Origin of the sequence: Vibrio pomeroyi (assembly GCF_024347595.1) — a bacterium.
Lineage (GTDB): Bacteria > Pseudomonadota > Gammaproteobacteria > Enterobacterales > Vibrionaceae > Vibrio > Vibrio pomeroyi.
Genome location: NZ_AP025506.1, coordinates 507413 through 526962 on the forward strand (window position 1 = coordinate 507413; position 19550 = coordinate 526962).

Annotated in this window: 17 protein-coding genes, 1 pseudogene and 1 other annotated feature; of the genes and pseudogenes, 11 read left to right on the forward strand and 7 right to left on the reverse strand. The window is 44.6% G+C overall.

Features of this window, described 5'->3' with window-relative positions:
- Window positions 1–124: 124 nt before the first annotated feature.
- Together arcA and OCV12_RS02240 are read right to left on the reverse strand one after the other, a co-directional pair.
- On the reverse strand, window positions 125–841 hold the full coding sequence (gene arcA / locus OCV12_RS02235; RefSeq protein ID WP_004741534.1) for a two-component system response regulator ArcA: 717 nt from the start codon (window positions 839–841) through the stop codon (window positions 125–127).
- A gap of 372 nt (window positions 842–1213) precedes the next feature.
- Window positions 1214–1372 (reverse strand): annotated as a pseudogene (locus OCV12_RS02240) (ribonuclease activity regulator protein RraA).
- A 47-nt stretch (window positions 1373–1419) separates the two neighbouring features.
- Here OCV12_RS02240 and OCV12_RS02245 point away from each other — a divergent pair.
- Window positions 1420–1905, forward strand: coding sequence for a putative 4-hydroxy-4-methyl-2-oxoglutarate aldolase (locus OCV12_RS02245; protein ID WP_239830932.1), 486 nt, complete (start codon window positions 1420–1422; stop codon window positions 1903–1905).
- Window positions 1906–1950: 45 nt separating this feature from the next.
- Here OCV12_RS02245 and OCV12_RS02250 read toward each other — a convergent pair whose 3' ends face one another.
- Window positions 1951–2427: a hypothetical protein gene (locus tag OCV12_RS02250; protein WP_017630235.1), complete on the reverse strand. Its 477-nt coding sequence runs from the start codon at window positions 2425–2427 to the stop codon at window positions 1951–1953.
- Between the two features lie 317 nt (window positions 2428–2744).
- Window positions 2745–2863: a sequence feature (Thr leader region), on the forward strand.
- A 29-nt stretch (window positions 2864–2892) separates the two neighbouring features.
- On the opposite strand from OCV12_RS02250, the gene thrA reads away from it, so the two are divergent.
- From thrA to OCV12_RS02270, 4 genes are all read left to right on the forward strand, one after another.
- A complete protein-coding gene (thrA, locus tag OCV12_RS02255) occupies window positions 2893–5352 on the forward strand; it encodes a bifunctional aspartate kinase/homoserine dehydrogenase I (RefSeq protein WP_176682016.1) in 2460 nt (819 codons plus the stop codon).
- Window positions 5353–5369: 17 nt separating this feature from the next.
- The gene (thrB, locus tag OCV12_RS02260) at window positions 5370–6326 is read left to right on the forward strand and encodes a homoserine kinase (RefSeq protein ID WP_048615050.1); all 957 of its coding nucleotides are present in this window, start codon (window positions 5370–5372) and stop codon (window positions 6324–6326) included.
- Window positions 6323–7609: a threonine synthase gene (thrC, locus tag OCV12_RS02265; protein WP_017630232.1), complete on the forward strand. Its 1287-nt coding sequence runs from the start codon at window positions 6323–6325 to the stop codon at window positions 7607–7609. Before thrB ends, thrC begins: the two co-directional genes overlap by 4 nt.
- 180 nt (window positions 7610–7789) lie before the next feature.
- Entirely contained in the window at window positions 7790–8449 is a 660-nt protein-coding gene (locus OCV12_RS02270; RefSeq protein WP_261885255.1) for an NADPH-dependent FMN reductase, read from the forward strand.
- 153 nt (window positions 8450–8602) lie between these two features.
- Here OCV12_RS02270 and grcA read toward each other — a convergent pair whose 3' ends face one another.
- Window positions 8603–8980, reverse strand: coding sequence for an autonomous glycyl radical cofactor GrcA (gene grcA, locus OCV12_RS02275; protein ID WP_017059315.1), 378 nt, complete (start codon window positions 8978–8980; stop codon window positions 8603–8605).
- 326 nt (window positions 8981–9306) lie between these two features.
- Between grcA and nfo the strand changes: the two genes are divergently transcribed.
- The 3 genes from nfo to OCV12_RS02290 all read left to right on the forward strand — a co-directional run bounded on the left by nfo (window position 9307) and on the right by OCV12_RS02290 (window position 12194).
- Window positions 9307–10215, forward strand: a complete 909-nt coding sequence (nfo, locus tag OCV12_RS02280) for a deoxyribonuclease IV (RefSeq protein WP_261885256.1) — start codon at window positions 9307–9309, stop codon at window positions 10213–10215.
- A 660-nt stretch (window positions 10216–10875) separates the two neighbouring features.
- Window positions 10876–11556, forward strand: a complete 681-nt coding sequence (gene ung / locus OCV12_RS02285; RefSeq protein WP_261885257.1) for a uracil-DNA glycosylase — start codon at window positions 10876–10878, stop codon at window positions 11554–11556.
- A gap of 86 nt (window positions 11557–11642) precedes the next feature.
- Window positions 11643–12194: a hemerythrin domain-containing protein gene (locus OCV12_RS02290; RefSeq protein ID WP_026084176.1), complete on the forward strand. Its 552-nt coding sequence runs from the start codon at window positions 11643–11645 to the stop codon at window positions 12192–12194.
- Between the two features lie 184 nt (window positions 12195–12378).
- Here OCV12_RS02290 and OCV12_RS02295 read toward each other — a convergent pair whose 3' ends face one another.
- Window positions 12379–12567, reverse strand: coding sequence for a DUF3545 family protein (locus OCV12_RS02295; RefSeq protein WP_008224353.1), 189 nt, complete (start codon window positions 12565–12567; stop codon window positions 12379–12381).
- A 712-nt stretch (window positions 12568–13279) separates the two neighbouring features.
- On the opposite strand from OCV12_RS02295, the gene OCV12_RS02300 reads away from it, so the two are divergent.
- Window positions 13280–14707, forward strand: coding sequence for an alanine/glycine:cation symporter family protein (locus OCV12_RS02300; protein WP_032545312.1), 1428 nt, complete (start codon window positions 13280–13282; stop codon window positions 14705–14707).
- Window positions 14708–14915: 208 nt separating this feature from the next.
- Window positions 14916–15692, forward strand: a complete 777-nt coding sequence (gene yaaA / locus OCV12_RS02305) for a peroxide stress protein YaaA (protein ID WP_123924403.1) — start codon at window positions 14916–14918, stop codon at window positions 15690–15692.
- A 111-nt stretch (window positions 15693–15803) separates the two neighbouring features.
- On the opposite strand, the gene srmB is transcribed toward yaaA, so the two are convergent.
- Both srmB and OCV12_RS02315 read right to left on the reverse strand, forming a co-directional pair.
- The gene (gene srmB / locus OCV12_RS02310; protein ID WP_017630226.1) at window positions 15804–17069 is read right to left on the reverse strand and encodes an ATP-dependent RNA helicase SrmB; all 1266 of its coding nucleotides are present in this window, start codon (window positions 17067–17069) and stop codon (window positions 15804–15806) included.
- Window positions 17070–17176: 107 nt separating this feature from the next.
- On the reverse strand, window positions 17177–17905 hold the full coding sequence (locus OCV12_RS02315; RefSeq protein WP_261885258.1) for a tRNA1(Val) (adenine(37)-N6)-methyltransferase: 729 nt from the start codon (window positions 17903–17905) through the stop codon (window positions 17177–17179).
- Window positions 17906–18219: 314 nt separating this feature from the next.
- Between OCV12_RS02315 and brnQ the strand changes: the two genes are divergently transcribed.
- Window positions 18220–19533, forward strand: coding sequence for a branched-chain amino acid transport system II carrier protein (gene brnQ / locus OCV12_RS02320; RefSeq protein ID WP_017630224.1), 1314 nt, complete (start codon window positions 18220–18222; stop codon window positions 19531–19533).
- The last annotated feature ends 17 nt before the right edge of the window (window positions 19534–19550 follow it).

Sequence of the window (19550 nt, forward strand, 5' to 3'; positions counted from 1 at the left end):
ACCTTGCCCAATTTAGAACAACAAAAAAGGGAGAATGCGTTGGCATTCTCCCTTTTTAATAACTATTGATTGCGCTTCTACTGTTAAAACACTAAGTGCTAAACGACTAGAAACGCGAATCGAATTAGTCTTCTAGGTCACCACAAAAGCGGTAGCCTTCACCGTGAATCGTTGCAATGATTTCTGGCGTACCAGAAACAGATTCAAAGTGCTTACGAATACGACGGATTGTTACGTCTACAGTACGATCGTGTGGCTTAAGCTCACGGCCAGTCATCTTCTTAAGAAGGTCAGCACGTGTTTGGATCTTACCCGGGTTCTCACAGAAGTGAAGTAGAGCACGGAACTCTGAACGAGGTAGCTTGTAGCCTTCGCCATCTGGGCTAACCAGAGAGCGGCTGTTGATATCTAGTACCCAACCGTTAAACTCGTACTTCTCAACGCTACGCTTTTCTTCTTGAACAGAGCTTGTGCTCATTGAACGGTTAAGAAGGTTGCGTGCACGGATAGTCAGTTCACGAGGGTTGAAAGGCTTAGTGATGTAGTCATCAGCGCCGATCTCTAGGCCAAGGATCTTATCAACTTCATTATCACGACCAGTTAAGAACATAAGCGCTACATTTGCTTGCTCGCGTAGTTCACGCGCAAGTAGTAGGCCATTCTTACCTGGAAGGTTGATGTCCATAATTACAAGGTTAACTTGGTTGTCAGATAGCACTTGGTGCATCTCTTCACCGTCGCTAGCCTCAAAAACAGCATATCCCTCTGCTTCAAAAATACTCTTTAGAGTGTTACGAGTTACTTGCTCATCTTCAACGATAAGAATCTGCGGGGTTTGCATTTGGCGGTACCTAAATTTGTGACGAAACTGTGCTAATAGAATAAATTCTAGGCAAAAACATAACATACAGGTAATGTATTTTTGATGATAACTTAAAGTTTTCAAAAAAACACTTACTTCCAGCTATCTGCCTTCCTTGAAGTATTGCCCAATAACGTAGATCCAGTACGCCTTTCAATCATTCTTTTAGTGATTGCAACGGATTCTATAATGTTAACAGCATGCTAACAACGCGAGAATGTTAATTCCATTCACTTTGTTGATTTACATCAATTGCCGTATCGCAACAAACTTTAATAGTATGGCTACAACTTAACCAGTGTTATGGTGATTATTTAGCATCAAAACCAGAATGGTTATTCGAGATAGTTCTCACATCTCGCATGCTAAAGACCTGATTATGAACCAAGGAAGCGGAAAGCTGTCCTTAGAGTCTAGTAGATAAATATGCTCAATCAACTTTAATTAATGATTAAATTGAGCATAGAACAATGAAAACAAAGGATTAATTTTAATAACATATAAAAGCATAGAGGTAAGCCTGACTTAACAGGTAGCGCCTTACTCACGGAGGATATATGCACGATATAACACCCGACTTGTGTGATGAGTTTGAAAGCAAAGTCACCTTACTTAACCTTCCATTACAGAACTTCGGTCAACGTGGTGCGTTCTGGGGAAAAATTGTAACAGTTCGTTGTTATCACGATAATTCCAAGGTTCGCGAGGTTTTAGCGACCGATGGCAGTGGCAAAGTGCTGGTTGTTGACGGAAATGGCTCGTGCCAAAAAGCACTGCTTGGTGACCAACTTGCGATTCTTGCCATAGAGAATGGTTGGGAAGGCGTGATTGTTAATGGTGCTGTGCGGGATGTTGGCATGATGTCGCAAATGGACTTGGGCGTTCAGGCGCTAGGTGCATCACCATTCAAAACCGAGAAGCGTGGCGTAGGCCAAGTGAATGTGACACTGACAGTGCATAACCAACTGATTCAGCCTGGTGATTACATTTATGCCGATTGGAATGGCGTGTTAATTTCGTCGGAGCTGTTGCTCGAGTCATAACGACGATGTGATTCGCAGTTGTTAATAGGTAATAAGCTTGTTGGATTAGAAGCGAAACCCTAATCCCACTTCAACACCTTGCTGCCACTCTTCATAATCAAGGGTGGCATGCAGATCCAAGTTGTCCGTTAGTTGAACTCGGCTTGACACTTCCGCAGCCACAGACTTTTCATTTTCTTCAGTTTCATCTTTATAGGTATGAAGAGAACTGTTGAAAGAGATTCTTTCAGAGAACTGATAACTGACACCGCTCAAGAATCCACTTTCACTTTTCAAAGATGCACTGTTTATACGTGTACCGACATAAAGATCAACATCATCGAACAAGCTGTAGGCGTAACCACTGTCGACTTTCCAAGTATCGAAACTTTCGCTCGACGCATTTTGAGTTGAGATAAAGAACTTATGAGAAGAGCGATCGATTTGACCGGGTAATAGAGGCAGGTTGCTTAACAGGGGTAAGCTGTTCGCTGAACAAACAACAGGCATAGCAAAGGCTAAAAGAATAAGTAATCTCTTCACTTCCCACTCCTGATGTCATTATTATTGTTCTTTGAACGTTATCGTTCAATTAAAGCACAGTTATTGTATGCTTGCTGAACAATCGATATAGCATTTTGTTATGACTATATATGCAATTAATCACTCTTGAGTGTTTATAGGATAAATCCACGATCTGAATTACAGGTGCATACAGGGTGATTTATCTCTTAAATGACGGTTTGCTCTGAAAAACGGTGTGAATGTAAAAAAAACGCAACTTTTCATTGACGTCTAGTGGTAAAAATTGATACACGTAGAGTAAAGCACAAGCAGAGAATTTGATATGCAGCACGTAAGCCACCTAGTAATGACCACAACCATTATTATTACCGACATTAACATTGTTGGGGCAGGCTGCTAAGTAACGGATTTTAAAAAAAAGGCCTGTATCCAACAAGATACAGGCCTTTTTTTGTACCATTTTTATGACTTATGGAGAAAGGGATGCGCGTTTTAAAGTTTGGAGGTTCATCATTAGCTGATGCAGATCGTTTTTTACGAGCGGCTGATATCATCGCTAATAATGCCCAGCAAGAAGAGCTAGCCGTTGTACTATCGGCTCCAGGAAAAACAACCAATAAGTTGGTCGCTGTTATTGAAGCTGCACTGAAAAATGGTGAAGCTGACGCACAAATCACAGAGATCGAATCTTCATTTACTGCGCTGTTTGCAGAGATTAAAGCGGTTGTACCTTCGATTGATGGTACTGCGTTCCAAGAGCAGGTTGATACCTCTCTTGCTCAGCTAAAGCAGTTCGTGAACGGCATCAACCTACTTGGTATGTGCCCGAACCACGTCAATGCTCGCATCATCAGTAAAGGTGAGCGAATCTCTATCCAGTTAATGAAAGCGGTACTTGAAGCAAAAGGCCAGCCAGCAAGTCTGATTGACCCAGTTCAATACCTATACGCTAAAGGTGATCACCTTGAAGCTATGGTTGATGTGGATGTGTCTACTCAGAACTTCCGTCAATCGCCACTTCCACAAGGTCACGTTAACATCATGCCGGGCTTCACTGCAGGTAATGATAAAGGCGAATTGGTCACTCTTGGCCGTAATGGCTCTGACTACTCAGCGGCAGTGCTAGCAGCATGTCTACGTGCTGATTGCTGTGAAATCTGGACAGATGTAGACGGCGTTTACAACTGTGACCCACGCTTAGTGGATGATGCACGTCTGCTTAAGTCACTGAGCTACCAAGAAGCAATGGAGCTTTCTTACTTTGGCGCTTCGGTTCTACACCCGAAAACCATCGCTCCTATCGCACAATTCCACATTCCTTGTCTGATCAAAAACAGCTTTAACCCACAAGGTGCAGGTACTTTGATCGGTCAAGACACTGGCGAAGATAACCTAGCAATCAAAGGCATCACTACGCTAAGTGACCTAACCATGGTTAACGTATCAGGCCCAGGTATGAAGGGTATGGTTGGCATGGCGAGCCGTGTATTCGGCGCGATGTCTTCAGCTGGCGTTTCTATTGTCCTTATTACTCAATCTTCTTCTGAGTACAGCATCAGCTTCTGTATTGAATCGGCTGACAAAGTAAAAGCGAAGCAAGTACTGTCTGACGCATTTGAACTTGAACTTAAAGATGGCCTGTTAGAGCCCGTTGAGTTCATGGACGACGTAGCGATTGTAACGCTGGTGGGTGACGGTATGCGTACTTCACGCGGTGTTGCTTCTCAGTTCTTCTCTTCTTTAGCTGAAGTGAACGTCAACATCGTTGCGATTGCACAAGGTTCATCTGAGCGTGCTATCTCTGCGGTTATCCCTGAAGATAAAATTTCAGAAGCAATCAAAGCGTGTCACGAGAACCTATTTAACTCTAAGCACTTCCTAGACGTATTCGTTGTGGGTGTTGGCGGTGTTGGTGGTGAGCTTGTTGACCAGATCCAGCGTCAGCAAGGCAAACTGGCTGAAAAAGGCATCGTGATTCGTGTATGTGGTTTAGCAAACAGCAAAGGCTTATTGCTAGACAGTGAAGGCTTACCACTAGAACAGTGGCGTGATCGCATGTCGAGCGCAACAGAAGAGTTCAGCCTAGCGCGTTTAGCGGCTCTGGTTCAACGTAACCACATCATCAACCCAGTATTGGTTGACTGTACGTCTAGTGAAGGTATTGCTGCGCAGTACGCAGACTTCCTAGCAGCTGGTTTCCACGTGGTAACACCAAACAAGAAAGCGAATACAGCTAGCATGGCTTACTACCATCAGCTTCGTGAAGTTGCACGTAACTCACGTCGTAAGCTGATGTACGAAACAACGGTAGGTGCAGGCCTGCCGGTAATCGAAAACCTACAGAACCTAATCTCTGCAGGTGATGAACTTGAGAAGTTCAACGGTATCCTTTCTGGTTCACTGTCTTACATCTTCGGTAAGCTTGATGAAGGTATGACGTTAAGCCAAGCAACCAACATTGCTAAAGACAACGGCTTTACTGAGCCGGATCCTCGTGACGATCTATCTGGTATGGATGTGGCGCGTAAGCTGCTTATCCTTGCTCGTGAAGCTGGCATGGCACTTGAACTTGAAGACGTTGAAGTAGACCAAGCACTGCCACCGGGTTTTGATGATTCAGGTACGGTTGAAGAGTTCATGGCTCGCTTGCCAGAAGCAGATGCTTACTTCCAAGAGCAGTCAGCTATCGCAGCAGAAGAAGGCAAAGTACTTCGTTATGTTGGTGAGATCGCCGATGGTAAATGTAAGGTTCGTATCGCTGCTGTTGATGGCGACGACCCAATGTTCAAGATTAAAGATGGCGAGAACGCGCTGGCATTCTACAGCCGTTACTACCAACCAATCCCGCTAGTACTTCGTGGCTACGGTGCTGGTACTGAAGTAACAGCAGCAGGCGTATTCTCTGATGTGATGCGTACTCTTGGTTGGAAATTAGGAGTTTAGGAATGAGTTCAAGTGATATGGATGTTGTCGTTTATGCTCCTGCATCAATCGGTAATGTCAGTGTAGGGTTTGATGTGCTGGGGGCCGCTGTGTCTCCAGTGGATGGCACACTGCTGGGTGACCGAGTTATGGTTAAAGCAGGTGATGAACCATTCTCACTTAAAACAGCAGGCAGCTTTGTCTCTAAGCTGCCGACTGAAGCCAAAGAAAACATCGTCTACGACTGCTGGGTGGTGTTCTCTAGAGAGCTTGATAAAAAAGGCGTTGCGCTAAAGCCTTTAGAAATGACACTCGAAAAGAACATGCCTATTGGTTCTGGTTTAGGTTCAAGTGCATGTTCAATCGTAGCAGCGCTTGATGCGCTAAACCGTTTTCACGGTCAGCCACTGAATGAAACTGAACTGCTTGCTCTGATGGGCGAAATGGAAGGTAAGATTTCAGGCGGTATTCACTACGATAACGTTGCGCCATGTTACCTTGGTGGTGTGCAATTAATGCTTGAAGAACTAGGCATCATTAGCCAAGAAGTGCCGTGTTTTGATGATTGGTACTGGGTGATGGCTTATCCGGGCATTAAGGTTTCAACGGCAGAAGCAAGAGAGATCCTACCATCTCAATACCGTCGTCAGGATATCATTGCTCATGGTCGCCACTTAGCGGGCTTTATCCACGCGTGTCACTCAGGTCAACCTGAACTGGCGGCGAAGATGATCAAAGACGTGATCGCTGAACCATATCGTGAGAAACTGCTTCCAGGGTTTGCTGACGCTCGTAAATATGCGCTGTCGGCCGGTGCATTGGCTACTGGTATTTCTGGTAGTGGCCCAACCCTATTTAGCATTTGCAAAGAACAAGATGTCGCCGAGCGTGTTGCACGCTGGTTAGAACAAAATTACGTACAAAATGAAGAAGGATTCGTTCACGTTTGTCGCCTAGATAAGCAAGGTTCGATCGTTACAGGAAGTGAGTTATGAAACTGTACAACATCAAAGAAAATGATGAACAAGTCTCTTTTGGCCAAGCCGTTCGTCAAGGCTTAGGTCGTAATCAAGGTCTATTTTTCCCATCAGAACTGCCAAAGTTTGATGATATCGATGCGCTGCTAGCAGAGGATTTTGTCCCTCGTAGCTCAAAGATTTTGTCGGCGCTTATCGGTGATGAACTGTCGAAAGAGCAAATTGACCAGATGGTGGACGCAGCGTTCCAATTCCCTGCGCCAATCAACCAAGTAAAAGACGGTGTTTACGCACTTGAGCTTTTCCATGGTCCAACACTGGCATTTAAAGATTTCGGTGGCCGCTTTATGGCTCAATCTTTAGCAGCAGTTTCAGATGGTGGTCAAATCACTATCTTAACTGCAACATCAGGTGATACTGGTGCGGCGGTTGCGCATGCTTTCTACGGTATGGAAGACATCAACGTTGTGATCCTTTACCCGAAAGGCAAGATCAGTCCTCTGCAAGAGAAGCTGTTCTGTACGCTGGGCAAGAACATCCACACTGTGGCGATTGATGGCGACTTTGATGCGTGTCAGGCACTGGTTAAAGACTCATTTGATGACGCTGAACTGCGTAAAGAGATTGGCCTTAACTCGGCAAACTCTATCAACATCAGTCGTCTAATGGCTCAGATCTGTTACTACTTTGAAGCGGCTTCTCAGCTAACCAAAGAGCAACGTGAAAACCTCGTTATTTCTGTACCAAGTGGTAACTTTGGAAACCTAACAGCTGGCCTATTAGCGAAAGCGCTTGGCCTACCAGTGAAGCGTTTCATTGCTGCAACCAACGAAAATGACACGGTTCCTCGTTACCTAGAAACAGGTCAATGGGATCCAAAACCGACCGTTGCGACAACATCGAACGCGATGGACGTAAGCCAACCGAACAACTGGCCTCGTATTGAAGAGCTTTGCCAACTGAAAGGTTGGGGCTTAGATACACTAGGCAAGGGTAAAGTATCTGACGAGCAGAGCGCTGAATCAGTACGTGACCTAAAAGCACAAGGTTACTTATGTGAACCACATGGTGCGATTGCTTACCGTCTATTGGAAGAGCAACTGCAAGAGAACGAAACTGGCTTGTTCCTATGCACAGCGCACCCAGCGAAGTTCAAAGAAGTGGTTGATGACATCCTAGGTTCTGACATTGAACTGCCTGGCCCGTTAGCAAAACATGCGGCGATGGAGTTGTTGTCTGAAGATCTAGATAACGATTTTGAAGCGCTAAAAGCGGTACTTCGTCGAGTTCAACCAGCGTAGTTTTTCACAAACGTTATGTGAGAAACTTAGATGGTTAAGAGAAAGGTGAATGAGCAATCATTCACCTTTTTTATTGCCTGATGGCTTTTAACCAGTAAGCTCTAATGAAGTATTTTCTTAAGCTTGAGGTTAGCTCAAGCTCGGCAGTGAACTGACCAAAGTAAAATAGAAAGGGATAGTATGAATTTTTTGATTTTTCTAGGTTCTGTACGTGAGAGTACACCACCAAGACCAGCCCGATTAGGGATGAGAGTCAGCAAAGCGTGTGCAAAGTTACTGGCGGATAAGCACTCTGAGCATACCGTCGAGATCATCGACCCATTGAATTACGATTTTGGTGACGTGTTTAAGCCTGAGTTTTCTTATCATCGTTCGAAAGTACCGGCACATCTTGCGGAGTTAGCGGACAAGATCGCAAAATCCGATGGCTACGTGATGGTCAGCCCGGAATACAATCATTCGATGAGCCCTGCGCTGGCTAATATTCTCAACCATTTTGGTAGCTCGTTATTCTCATATAAACCGAGCGCGATTGTGACTTATTCTGCCGGTCAGTGGGGCGGGGCAAGAGCCTCCGTTTCGATGAGAGCTTTCTTATCAGAGTTAGGTTGTTTACCCGTTTCTGCGATGATTCATCTGCCTAAAGCACAAGAAGTGTTTGATGAAGAGGGCTGTGTTGCTCAAGAATCAGAACAGGCACAATGGGATGAGTACATGAACCGAACGTTCCATCAATTAATGTGGTGGGCACAAGGTGCATCGTTGCAAAGAGACAATGTGGATCCAACTGCGTTAGCGAAAGCCTTTACCAAAGATCCTTCTCAACGAAACGCTCCATAATCAGAGCAATTGGGTGAGCGTGATGGCTTAATCAAGAGTGATCCGAACCTACGCTGAGACAGTTAGCTATAAAAATGGGTAATACTAAAACGAAAAAAGCTTGGCCATTTCTGACCAAGCTTTTTAAATCTTTAACACTCTAGTTTACTGAGATTATAGAGACTCAGTGAACGTACGTGCGATAACGTCACGTTGCTGTTCAGTTGTTAGAGAGTTGAAACGTACAGCGTAACCCGATACACGGATTGTTAGCTGAGGGTAGTTCTCTGGGTGAGCAACTGCATCTTCTAGCGTTTCACGCTTAAGAACGTTAACGTTTAGGTGTTGACCACCTTCGATGCGTGGTGCTGCTTCGATTGCAACTTCACGGCTTTCGTACTCGCCTAGGTCTGCAGCTGAGATAACTTGGTCAGCTTCGAAACCTGCAGTAGCAACAACACAACGAGCTTCATTCTTCTCGCTATCTAGTAGCCAGATTGAGTTTAGTAGGTCATCGTTTGCTGCTTTAGTAATTTGAATACCTTGGATCATAACTATCTCCTAGTCCACTGAACGTGGTTTGATTATGGTGTTAACTTTCGATTTTTATTGAGCTGGGTAATATATACCTAATGTTTGTAAGGTTAACATTGATTTAAGTCAAAAAACAACCAAAAACCATATTTTTACAAAGGTGATTATATTGAGGTAAATCAATAAAACCTTTGAAAACAAAGTAATTACAAAATATTTTAAAGTATAAAAAATATTTAACAGTCTTATTTGGTGTAATTTTACTACATTTGTTGTGTTTTAATTGAACTACAACCGATATGACCCTTTATTTATGATGCATTCTGAAAGTGTAAAGTGATTTAATGACAAACAAAATTTCATCCTCAAAACCTGAAACAAATATTAAGTTTATCGGTGCTCATGTGTCGGCTGCGGGCGGTGTTGATCAGGCACCCATGCGTGCGCGTGAGATCGGCGCTAATGCGTTCGCACTGTTTACTAAAAACCAGAGACAGTGGGCAGCAAAACCACTAGAAGCTAAAACCATTAGTGCATTTAAAGCCAACTGCAAAATGTTGGGCTTTGCTGCCGAGCACATTCTTCCTCATGATTCCTACTTGATTAACCTAGGTGCACCAGAAGAAGAGAAGCTAGAGAAATCACGCGCAGCTTTCATTGATGAGATGGAGCGTTGTAACCAACTTGGCTTAACGCTTTTGAATTTTCACCCTGGCAGTCACCTTAAGAAGAGCTCTGAGGCGGAGTGCTTGGCTAAGATCGCTGAGTCGATCAACCTCGCTCATCAAGCGGTTCCAGATGTGATTGCGGTGATCGAGAATACGTCAGGCCAAGGTACTAACTTGGGTTGGAAGTTTGAGCACTTAGCAGAGATCATTGACCAAGTAGAAGATAAGTCGCGTGTTGGCGTGTGTTTAGATACCTGCCATACCTTTACTGCGGGTTATGACCTACGAACAAAAGAAGCGTGTGAGCATACTTTTGCAGAGTTCGACCGCATCGTGGGCATGCACTATCTAAGAGCAATGCACATCAATGATTCAAAAGCTGAGTTCGCGAGTCGAGTTGATAGACACCATTCTTTAGGAAAAGGCGAAATTGGCTGGGATTGTTTTGAGTATATCGCCTCAGATTCTCGCTTCAACGGAATCCCTCTTATCTTAGAAACGATTGATTCGACGATTTGGAAAGAGGAAATTCAACAACTTAGAATGTTTCATCGCTCAGCAACGGTCGCAACTGAAGAGGCGTAATAATAGAGGGGAAAAATAACTTTCTTCTATTTGTAAAAATTGGCACCTTTCTTTCATAGTCTTAAAGTGAATATGTATTTCACGATGTCTTAGAGGAGGTGCCTTTATGTATTCAAAAGCCCAAACTTCAACTGTTTCTGCTGCTCGCCGTTTACCAACCCCAAACCGTCACGTGCATAGCCACGGTCACCATCGCACACAGCAGAAAAGTGGTTAATCGAGATCAACACAACTTGAACTGATTACTATGATTCATCAACAAGTGAACCCTACACATCATGTTTATTGATAGCTGTATGAGGTATAAATAGGGCGTGTTGATCTTTCGAGCTGATTTTTGCAGCGAGTTGCTGGGTATTTATACAAGGAAGAGGCTTTGACGTGTAGCTAGCCTACATGAGAAGCCGCTAACGCAGTAGAAATGACCAGCAAACGCTGCCCGGAGGGTTCGGCTAAAAGCGTTTTACTCTTTGTTGAGGGAGATTTGCTTAGAATGACTAGGCTACTTCTCCCTCGCCGCGATTAAAACGCTTTTATCTCGAACAAAATTTAACTACGAAAGGTCAACACGCCCTAAAGCCTTATTTAGGACAGTTAGCCGATACAGCTATTTTTTTGTCTGGCGAAACCTAGAAACCTTGATGATTGGGAAGTAAAACGATGAGCACACCAAAGACTTGGGAATCCATTATTAATGATGAACGTGAGAAAGAGTACTTCCAGAGTGTTCTTGCTTTCGTAGAACAGCAGCGTAATAGTGGGAAAACCATCTACCCGCCACAAGAGCAGGTGTTCAGTGCCTTCGATATGACGCCTTTCGAATCAGTGCGAGTGGTTATCCTAGGGCAAGATCCCTACCACGGCGCCAATCAAGCGCACGGTTTGGCATTCTCTGTGCTGCCCGGTGTAAAAATCCCGCCTTCTCTACGCAACATGTATAAAGAACTCGCACAAGATATAGAGGGCTTTGAGATCCCTAACCACGGTTATCTTGATGCTTGGGCATCGCAAGGGGTGTTGATGTTGAACACCGTGCTTACAGTCGAAGAGGCAAAAGCACACTCACACGCTAAATGTGGCTGGGAAACGTTTACCGATGCCATTATTGCAGAACTAAACCAGCGCTTGGAACCGATCATCTTCTTGTTGTGGGGAGCACATGCCCAGAAGAAAGGCCAAGCGATTGATATAGGCAAGCACCATGTGTTGGCTGCGCCTCATCCCTCACCATTGTCAGCTCGTCGCGGTTTCTTTGGTTGTCAGCACTTTTCAACAACCAATGAGCTGCTTTCTTCTATGGATCAACGACCTATCGACTGGCACTTACCAACAGAAGTATAGGTTGGTGGTTTTCTGAGCAGGGTCAAATCATAAATCAGCATCTTCGTATACACTTATAAATAGTAGGTGTAATGGAGTGCAATACTATGATGATTGAAAGGATAAGACGAGAGCATGGCTATATGGCTCGTTTACTCGCGATACTCAACAATAAGTTAGAGTTCCTCAAGCAGGAGCGAGAAATAAACTATAGCCTGATCGCCGAGGTAGTTCATTACTTGATGAACCACTCAGACAAAGTTCATCACCCTAAAGAAGACGTCATTTATCGCTACTACCTTAAGCAATATGGCAGTGACCAAGCGATTGAGGACTTGGAACTCGAGCATCAGTTGCTATCTGAGAAAACGGCCGACTTCTTAGGTGTGGTTGATATGATTCTCCAAGATGCTGTGGTGCCGCAACAGGTGTTCATTGACCAACTTGAAAGCTTTGTGAAAGCTCAGCGCAAGCACATGGAATATGAAGAGAAGCACGTGTTGCCAATGATTGTTGATGCATTCACGGTTAAGGATTGGCAAGAGGTCGAGTCACAGTGGCTTCAACCAGAAGACGACCCTGTTTTTGGGGACACGATTGCTGACCAATATCGCCAGCTCGCAGCGCGCGTTCGACAAAATGAGCAAGAGTGCGTTTAGATAATATTAAGAGTGAGTCACTCCCATTTCGAAGTGCCTTCTATATAAGAGGCGAGACTTTGAGACTCCCTCTATATTAGATGATTAGGTCCTAATACAGCGCTTTGAACGGTTGAGAGAGTCTAGACAATAAAAAAGGCACCTTTATAGGTGCCTTTTACTATCTGATTTCTTATCGTGCTGATTAAAGCTTTATATCGTCAAGGCTAAAATCAAGACCGAGGTTCATCTCTCTTAGCTCTTTCTCAAGCTGCCTACGATCGTTGATTGCTTCGATTTCACGCCACTTACGCTTGAGTGGTTTAGAGCGTGTTTTTTGAGTTGCACGAGGCATTTCTAGTTCTGATACTTCATCGAATTGAAAGCTATCCATAAGCCATATCTCCTTCCGTGGGACTAGTTCTTACGAACCATTAAATATCATATTTAGGTTCACCATAACCTTGATTTGTTTCTCATTTGTTTCAAATCTATGAAGCTTTTGTTCTGTTTTTTTATGCATGCTCACACATTGAGGGAATTTTTATGTATAAAAAACAAGCAAACAAACCGAAGTAAACGATTAAATTAGGGGTTATTGAATGTTAATTCATTGTGCGAAAGGAATAGCACTTTAGCCACAATGCATTTAAGTGCGTATTGCTGTGTGCGAGATAGCAATCTTATTGCTCTAGAAAAAAACGCAGATCTTCACTATACCTTGTAAAACCTAGGCTGACGTCATTTTTATGGGATGGTGTTCTTGTTGCGGTGAGGCGATGGTTGTTGTTGATATTATGTCCCGATAATGTGACTTTTATTGGGCTGTATTGTTGAAAAATGTGTTAACAAAAGGTGTGTTATTAGTGAAATGTCATTTTAATATAAGTGTATTTGCATATTGATTTTTAAGCCGTCTCGCTGCATTATCCGCCCGTCAAAAAATACACTGATACGTAAAATGGATGCATGAAGCGACATTTACAATCTAGATCGCAGCAAATAAATATAAAACTAATGCCGACACAACTATTGACACTGGCATAGGTGATCTAGAGGAAGGCTAGGAAGCATGATCGGTGCTTAAACTCAATTACGAGGTTCACGTGACAGACTTAATCAATTTGATGAACGATCTCCTTTGGGGATCTATCTTAGTTTACTTACTGGTTGGTGTGGGTATCTACTTCACCGTACGACTAGGCTTCATTCAATTCCGCCATTTCGGCCACATGTTCTCTGTTCTAAGAAACAGCCGTAAAGCAGACAGTGCTGGTATCTCTTCTTTCCAAGCTCTTTGTACTAGTCTCGCTGCTCGTGTAGGTACGGGTAACATGGCAGGTGTTGCTGTAGCACTAACCGCTGGTGGCCCTGGTGCTATCTTCTGGATGTGGCTAATCGCAATGCTAGGTATGGCAACATCGTTTGCTGAAAGTACACTGGCACAGCTATACAAAACGCGTGATAACGACGGTAACTACCGCGGCGGCCCTGCATACTACATGGAGAAAGGCCTAGGCATGCGTTGGATGGGGGTTCTATTCTCTATCTTCCTAATCATTGCATTCGGTCTTGTATTCAACGCGGTTCAAGCAAACGCGATTGCAAGCGCAATGAACACAGCATTTGACCTTGAGCGTAGCTACGTTGGTGTTGGTATCGTAATTATCTCTGCATTCGTTATCTTCGGTGGTATCCGTAAGATTGCACGTACTGCAGAAATCATCGTTCCAATCATGGCATTGGCTTACCTAGCGATCGCTATGTACGTGATGTTCGCGAACATTGAGAAAGTGCCTGAAGTACTAGCTCTTATCTTCAAGAGTGCATTCGGTCTGCAAGAAGCAGCAGCGGGTGGCCTAGGTTACGCTATCGCACAAGCGATGATTAACGGCATCAAACGTGGTTTGTTCTCGAACGAAGCGGGTATGGGTTCTGCGCCAAACGCAGCAGCTTCTGCTACGCCTTACCCACCGCACCCAGCATCGCAAGGTTACGTGCAAATGCTAGGTGTATTCATGGACACTATTGTTATCTGTTCTGCAACAGTAGCAATCATCCTGATGTCTGGTGAGTATGTACCACACGGTGAAGTAACAGGTATCGAACTAACGCAACGTGCACTAACAGCACAAGTTGGCGAATGGGGTGGCATCTTTGTGGCGGTAGCGATTTTCTTCTTCGCTTTCACTTCAATTATTGCAAACTACTCGTACGCTGAAACGAACCTTATCTTCCTAGAGCACAACAACAAGAAAGGCCTAGTGCTGTTCCGTATTGTTGTACTGGGTATGGTTATGTTCGGTTCTCTAGCGACACTACCAACGGTATGGGCTCTGGCTGACGTATCGATGGGTCTAATGGCGATTGTTAACTTGGTGGCGATTATCCTGCTATCAGGCATCGTGATTAAGCTAGCGAAAGACTACAACCGCCAACTAGACGCGGGTAAAGTACCGACATTCGATTCGAATGACTTCCCTGAGCTTAAGTCTCAACTGGAAGACGGTATTTGGGACAACAACAAGAAGTAATCTTGTTGGAGCGATAAACCGCTCATCCTAAAACGATTAGAAAGGCTAAGGTTTCGACCTTAGCCTTTTTTTTTGCCTGTTATTTATCTCATTCTGTCTATTAAAGCTCATTCTCCCTATCAAAGTAATAGGAAGAGTCATAAAGACAAGTTGATGTTTTTTCTATACTCTAGCAGCATCCAGTTAGATAACCGATTAGGGTAAAGTTATGTTAGTTGTCGTTTCTCCAGCCAAAACACTTGATTACGAATCACCATTAGCGACTGAACGCTTTAGCCAGCCTGAGTTTGTTGAACACTCTGCTGAGCTTATTGAAGAGTGCCGTAAACTGACACCTGCAGATGTCTCTGCATTGATGAAAGTCAGCGATAAGATCGCAGGGTTGAACGTAGCGCGCTTTGAGCAGTGGAGCGAGACCTTTACCCAAGACAACGCACGCCAAGCCATCCTAGCCTTCAAAGGCGATGTGTACACAGGCTTAGACGCTGAGACGCTATCGGATGAAGATTTTGACTACGCACAAAATCACCTACGCATGCTTTCTGGATTGTATGGTTTGCTTAAGCCGTTAGATTTGATGCAGCCTTACCGCCTAGAGATGGGCACACGCTTAGCGAATGCTCGTGGTACTAACTTGTACCAGTTCTGGGGCAACATCATCACAGACAAGCTGAATGAAGCGTTGAACGCTCAAGGCGACAATGTGTTGATCAACCTAGCGTCGAACGAATACTTTAAAGCAGTGAAGCCAAAGAACTTGGATGGCCAAGTGATTACACCGGTATTTAAAGACTGTAAGAATGGTCAATATAAGGTCATCAGTTTCTACGCGAAGAAAGCGCGTGGCATGATGGCTCGCTACATTATCGAAAACAAAGTGGACTCAGTCGAAGCGCTGACCAAGTTCGATACGGCGGGTTACTACTTCGTTGAAGAAGAGTCGAACGCGAAAGAGTTGGTCTTCAAGCGCGAAGAGCAAAACTAGACGCTATTGATTAAAGGTCGTCACGCTCTATAGCGTGATACCACCCAGATAGAAAAAGCCCCATGCAGCGAACTGCATGGGGCTTTTTATTGAATCGTTGAAAGCGTTAGATTACTTGTTTTTAACCGCTTTCTTTTTCTTAGCGATTTTCTTCTTCTTAGCGATTTTCTGTTTCGCTACCGCTTTCTTATCTTCTTTCTTCGGCTTCTTCTTCTTAGTCACGGCCGCTTTCTTGTGCGTTGGGCGCATGCCTTCGATGAAGCGTTCTTTGATTGGTTCGTCTGTGTAACGAGCCACACGCTCAATCATCAGTTGATCGTGCGCTTCAATGATAGAAACCGCGTTACCTTTCTTACCAGCACGAGCCGTACGGCCAATACGGTGGAGATATACGTCAGCAGTACGTGGCATGTCGTAGTTGATTACGTGGCTTACGTCTGGAAGGTCGATACCACGAGCCGCAACGTCAGTCGCTAGCAATACGTTTACTGAACCGTCGCGAAAACGAGCAATCGCGTTGTTACGACGATCTTGAGGCATTTCACCTTGGATCCATGCACATGGGATTTGTGCGCTTTCTAGTTGAGCACGAAGATCACCTAGACGATCGCGAGTCTTCAAGAACACGATGCTGCGCTCAGCTTGTTCTGTGATGATGTGCTTTAGGATGTTTAGCTTATGCTCTGCTGTGTCTGCACGGTGGTACCACTGAGTGATCTTCTTACGCTCACGAAGTGATGATTTCGCATCGATCTCCGCTGGGTTTTTCAGTAGATCTTCAGTGAAGCCTTCAACACCTTTACCTTCTAGCGTTGCTGAGAAAAGTAAAGTTTGCTTACGCCAGCGACACTCAGCAGACAGACGGTCAACAACAGGACCAAAGCCCATGTCTAGCATACGGTCTGCTTCGTCTAGGATCAGCCATTCGATAGCACGACAGTCAAAGCGCTCAGCTTCAATGTATTCCATCAGACGACCAGGCGTCGCCACTACGATGTCTTGCGTTGTGCCAAGGATATCTGCGTGCTCTTGGTACATCACACCACCTGTGATGGTGAAGATGTTTAGCGCAGTGTATTTCGCAAGCTCACGAGCTTGGTCAGTGATCTGCATTGCTAGTTCACGAGTTGGCGTCAGGATAAGCATACGAGCAGGGCCCGCTTTCTTGCGTGGGAAATCCTGTAGGTACTGCAGTGCTGGCAGTACGAATGATGCTGTTTTACCAGTACCTGTTGGCGCAGAAGCCAAAACGTCTCTTCCATCTAACGCTTGTGGGATTGCTTCAGCTTGTATCTGTGTTGGACGTTCATAGCCCATTTCGTCAATTGCTTTAAGCAGCTCTTGGTTTAGATCGAGTTCTGCAAAGGTTCTGATCACTGTTGTTTCTCCACAAGCAATAAATGTTTCTGCCTCAAAAAGCAGACGATAAAAAAGAGTAGTCGGACATTATAGAAGCATTAGTGATTAGGATCACATGGTATTTGCTACATCTTGAGATAAAAATCTTTAGTAAGTGCAATAAATGCTGCGCTATAACCACCTTGATGATGAATCGTAAGCGATTCACGCTGCAAATCTTGCTCACAAGCAGGATCTTTAGATAACTCAAACAGGACTCGGCTCGCGGGTTTCTTGTCTGTTGTTTTTACATCAAGGCGCTTTGCTAGGTACCAACCACACTGCTGAGCAAGCTTGATGAAAGCTTCTCCCTCTGGCGTTGGCAGTATGAAGCTGGCCGTCGCAGAGTCGGTTGTTATCTCGAAGCAGCGCTTCGCAAGATCAAGGTGATCCAAGCTGTCTGTGTGTCTGGCTGTGGCTCTTTGGCTTTGCTGTGCTTGTTCGCCTGAGTTGAAGTAGGGCGGGTTACAGATGATCGCATCAAACTTCTGTGGAAAGCTTGCTGTTAAAACGCTGCCGTGATGAAGCGAGACACGATCTTGCCAAGGTGACTGCTCAATATTGATGGTCGCTGCGTCAATGGCGTGCTGATCAATATCGATCGCTGAGATAGCGGCATCTTCAAAGCGCTGTGTTGTCATCAAAGCTAACAACCCTGTCCCTGTTCCTATATCGAGTACCGATGATTTCGGCGCAAGGCTCATCCACGCACCAAGTAGCACGCCATCGGTGCTGACAGGCATACCGCTCTGTCCACCGTAAATAGAGAATTGCTTAAAATTGAAGCTTTTGGTTTCTACTGTTTTGTCTTTCATTAATGTTCTGAGTATCGAGATATTTTAAGTGATTAGCTCTAATGTTAACCACTTGTATGAATCAATGTTCTGCTTGGTGATTTATTGTTGTGAATTATGGTTAGTTTATAATTATGGCTATTTTTACATATCCAGTGGAATCCACTGCTTTTTGTTCATATATGCAAATTTATATGGTGTTTTTTTATGGTGACTTGCAGCTAGCTAAGTGTTTCGTCATTATGCGCGACTATTTTATAGATTGATTGGCAGCCTTGAGCTGTAACATTCATGTAAGCACAACATAAATTCATAAATATAATTAAGGATTATCTGTGAAACAGAGTCTAAAACTAACAGATATAATGGCATTGGGCTTTATGCTTTTTGCGTTTTTCTTGGGTGCGGGTAACATCATCTTCCCACCTCTAGCTGGCCAATTGGCTGGTGACCACTTTCTTCCAGCTATGTCTGGTTTTCTGCTGACTGCCGTTGGTCTGCCGTTAATCACAATCGTAGCCGTTGCTGTCGCTGGTGGCTCTTGGGGTCATCTAACCAAAGATCTTCCTAAGCAAGCAGCAACCATCATGGCTGTGCTGATCTTCATCATTATCGGTCCTGCATTTGCTGCACCACGTACCGGTCTTGTTGCTTATGAGATGGCGGTGAAACCGTTCTTCATCGATGCCTCTCAAGCTCACCTCACTCTTTTTTCGATTGCCTTTTTTGTAGTAGCGATGTTCTTCTCATGGTCGCAAGGTAAGCTTATCGATGTAATCGGCAAGGTACTGACACCTGCACTATTCGTTGGCTTAGTTGTACTGGCGATTGCTGTATTCGTTAACCCTCAAGGCGACGTCCTTGCGGCTCACGGTGAGTACATCACTCAACCACTGACCAAAGGTTTCCTTGAAGGCTACAACACCATGGATACTTTTGCTTCTCTGATGTTTGGTATGCTGATTGTTGACGCGATCCGCAGTAAGGGCATTACAGACCGCGCAGCGACGACTAAGTATCTGATCAGCGCAGGTTGTATTGCAGCTGCTGGTCTAGCGTTTGTTTACATCTCTCTGTTCTTCCTAGGCGCAACAAGTGCAACAGTAGCAGCGGGTGCGGACAATGGCGGTGCTATCTTAAGCCTATACGTTCAATCTTTGTTTGGTCCTTCTGGTCAACTAGTGCTTTCTGTGATCGTACTATTGGCGTGTCTAACCACAGCGATTGGCCTTGTATCAGCATGTTCTGATTACTTCAGCTCGCTAACGCCTCTGTCTTACAAGACTTGGGTAATCATTAACGGTGTCGCTTGTGCAACCGTAGCGAACGTTGGTCTTTCTCAGCTGATTTCCCTGTCTGTACCAGTACTGTTTGCACTTTACCCAGTCGCTATCGCTCTAGTAGCACTTACGTTCTTGCGTAGCCGCTTCCCTAATCCAAAAGCGGCTTACCGCGTGGTGGTATTAGTGTCTCTACTGTTTGCTCTAATTGATGGCGCTAAAGTAGCGGGTGTGGATGTATCTGCACTGAAGATGCTGCCACTGTTTGAGATCGGCATGGGTTGGTTACTACCAACAACTGCAGCAATCATCTGTATGTTCTTTGTTGGTAAATCAACAGAGCAAGAGATGGCAGAAGAGACGGTTTAATCTTTCCGTTGAGATTA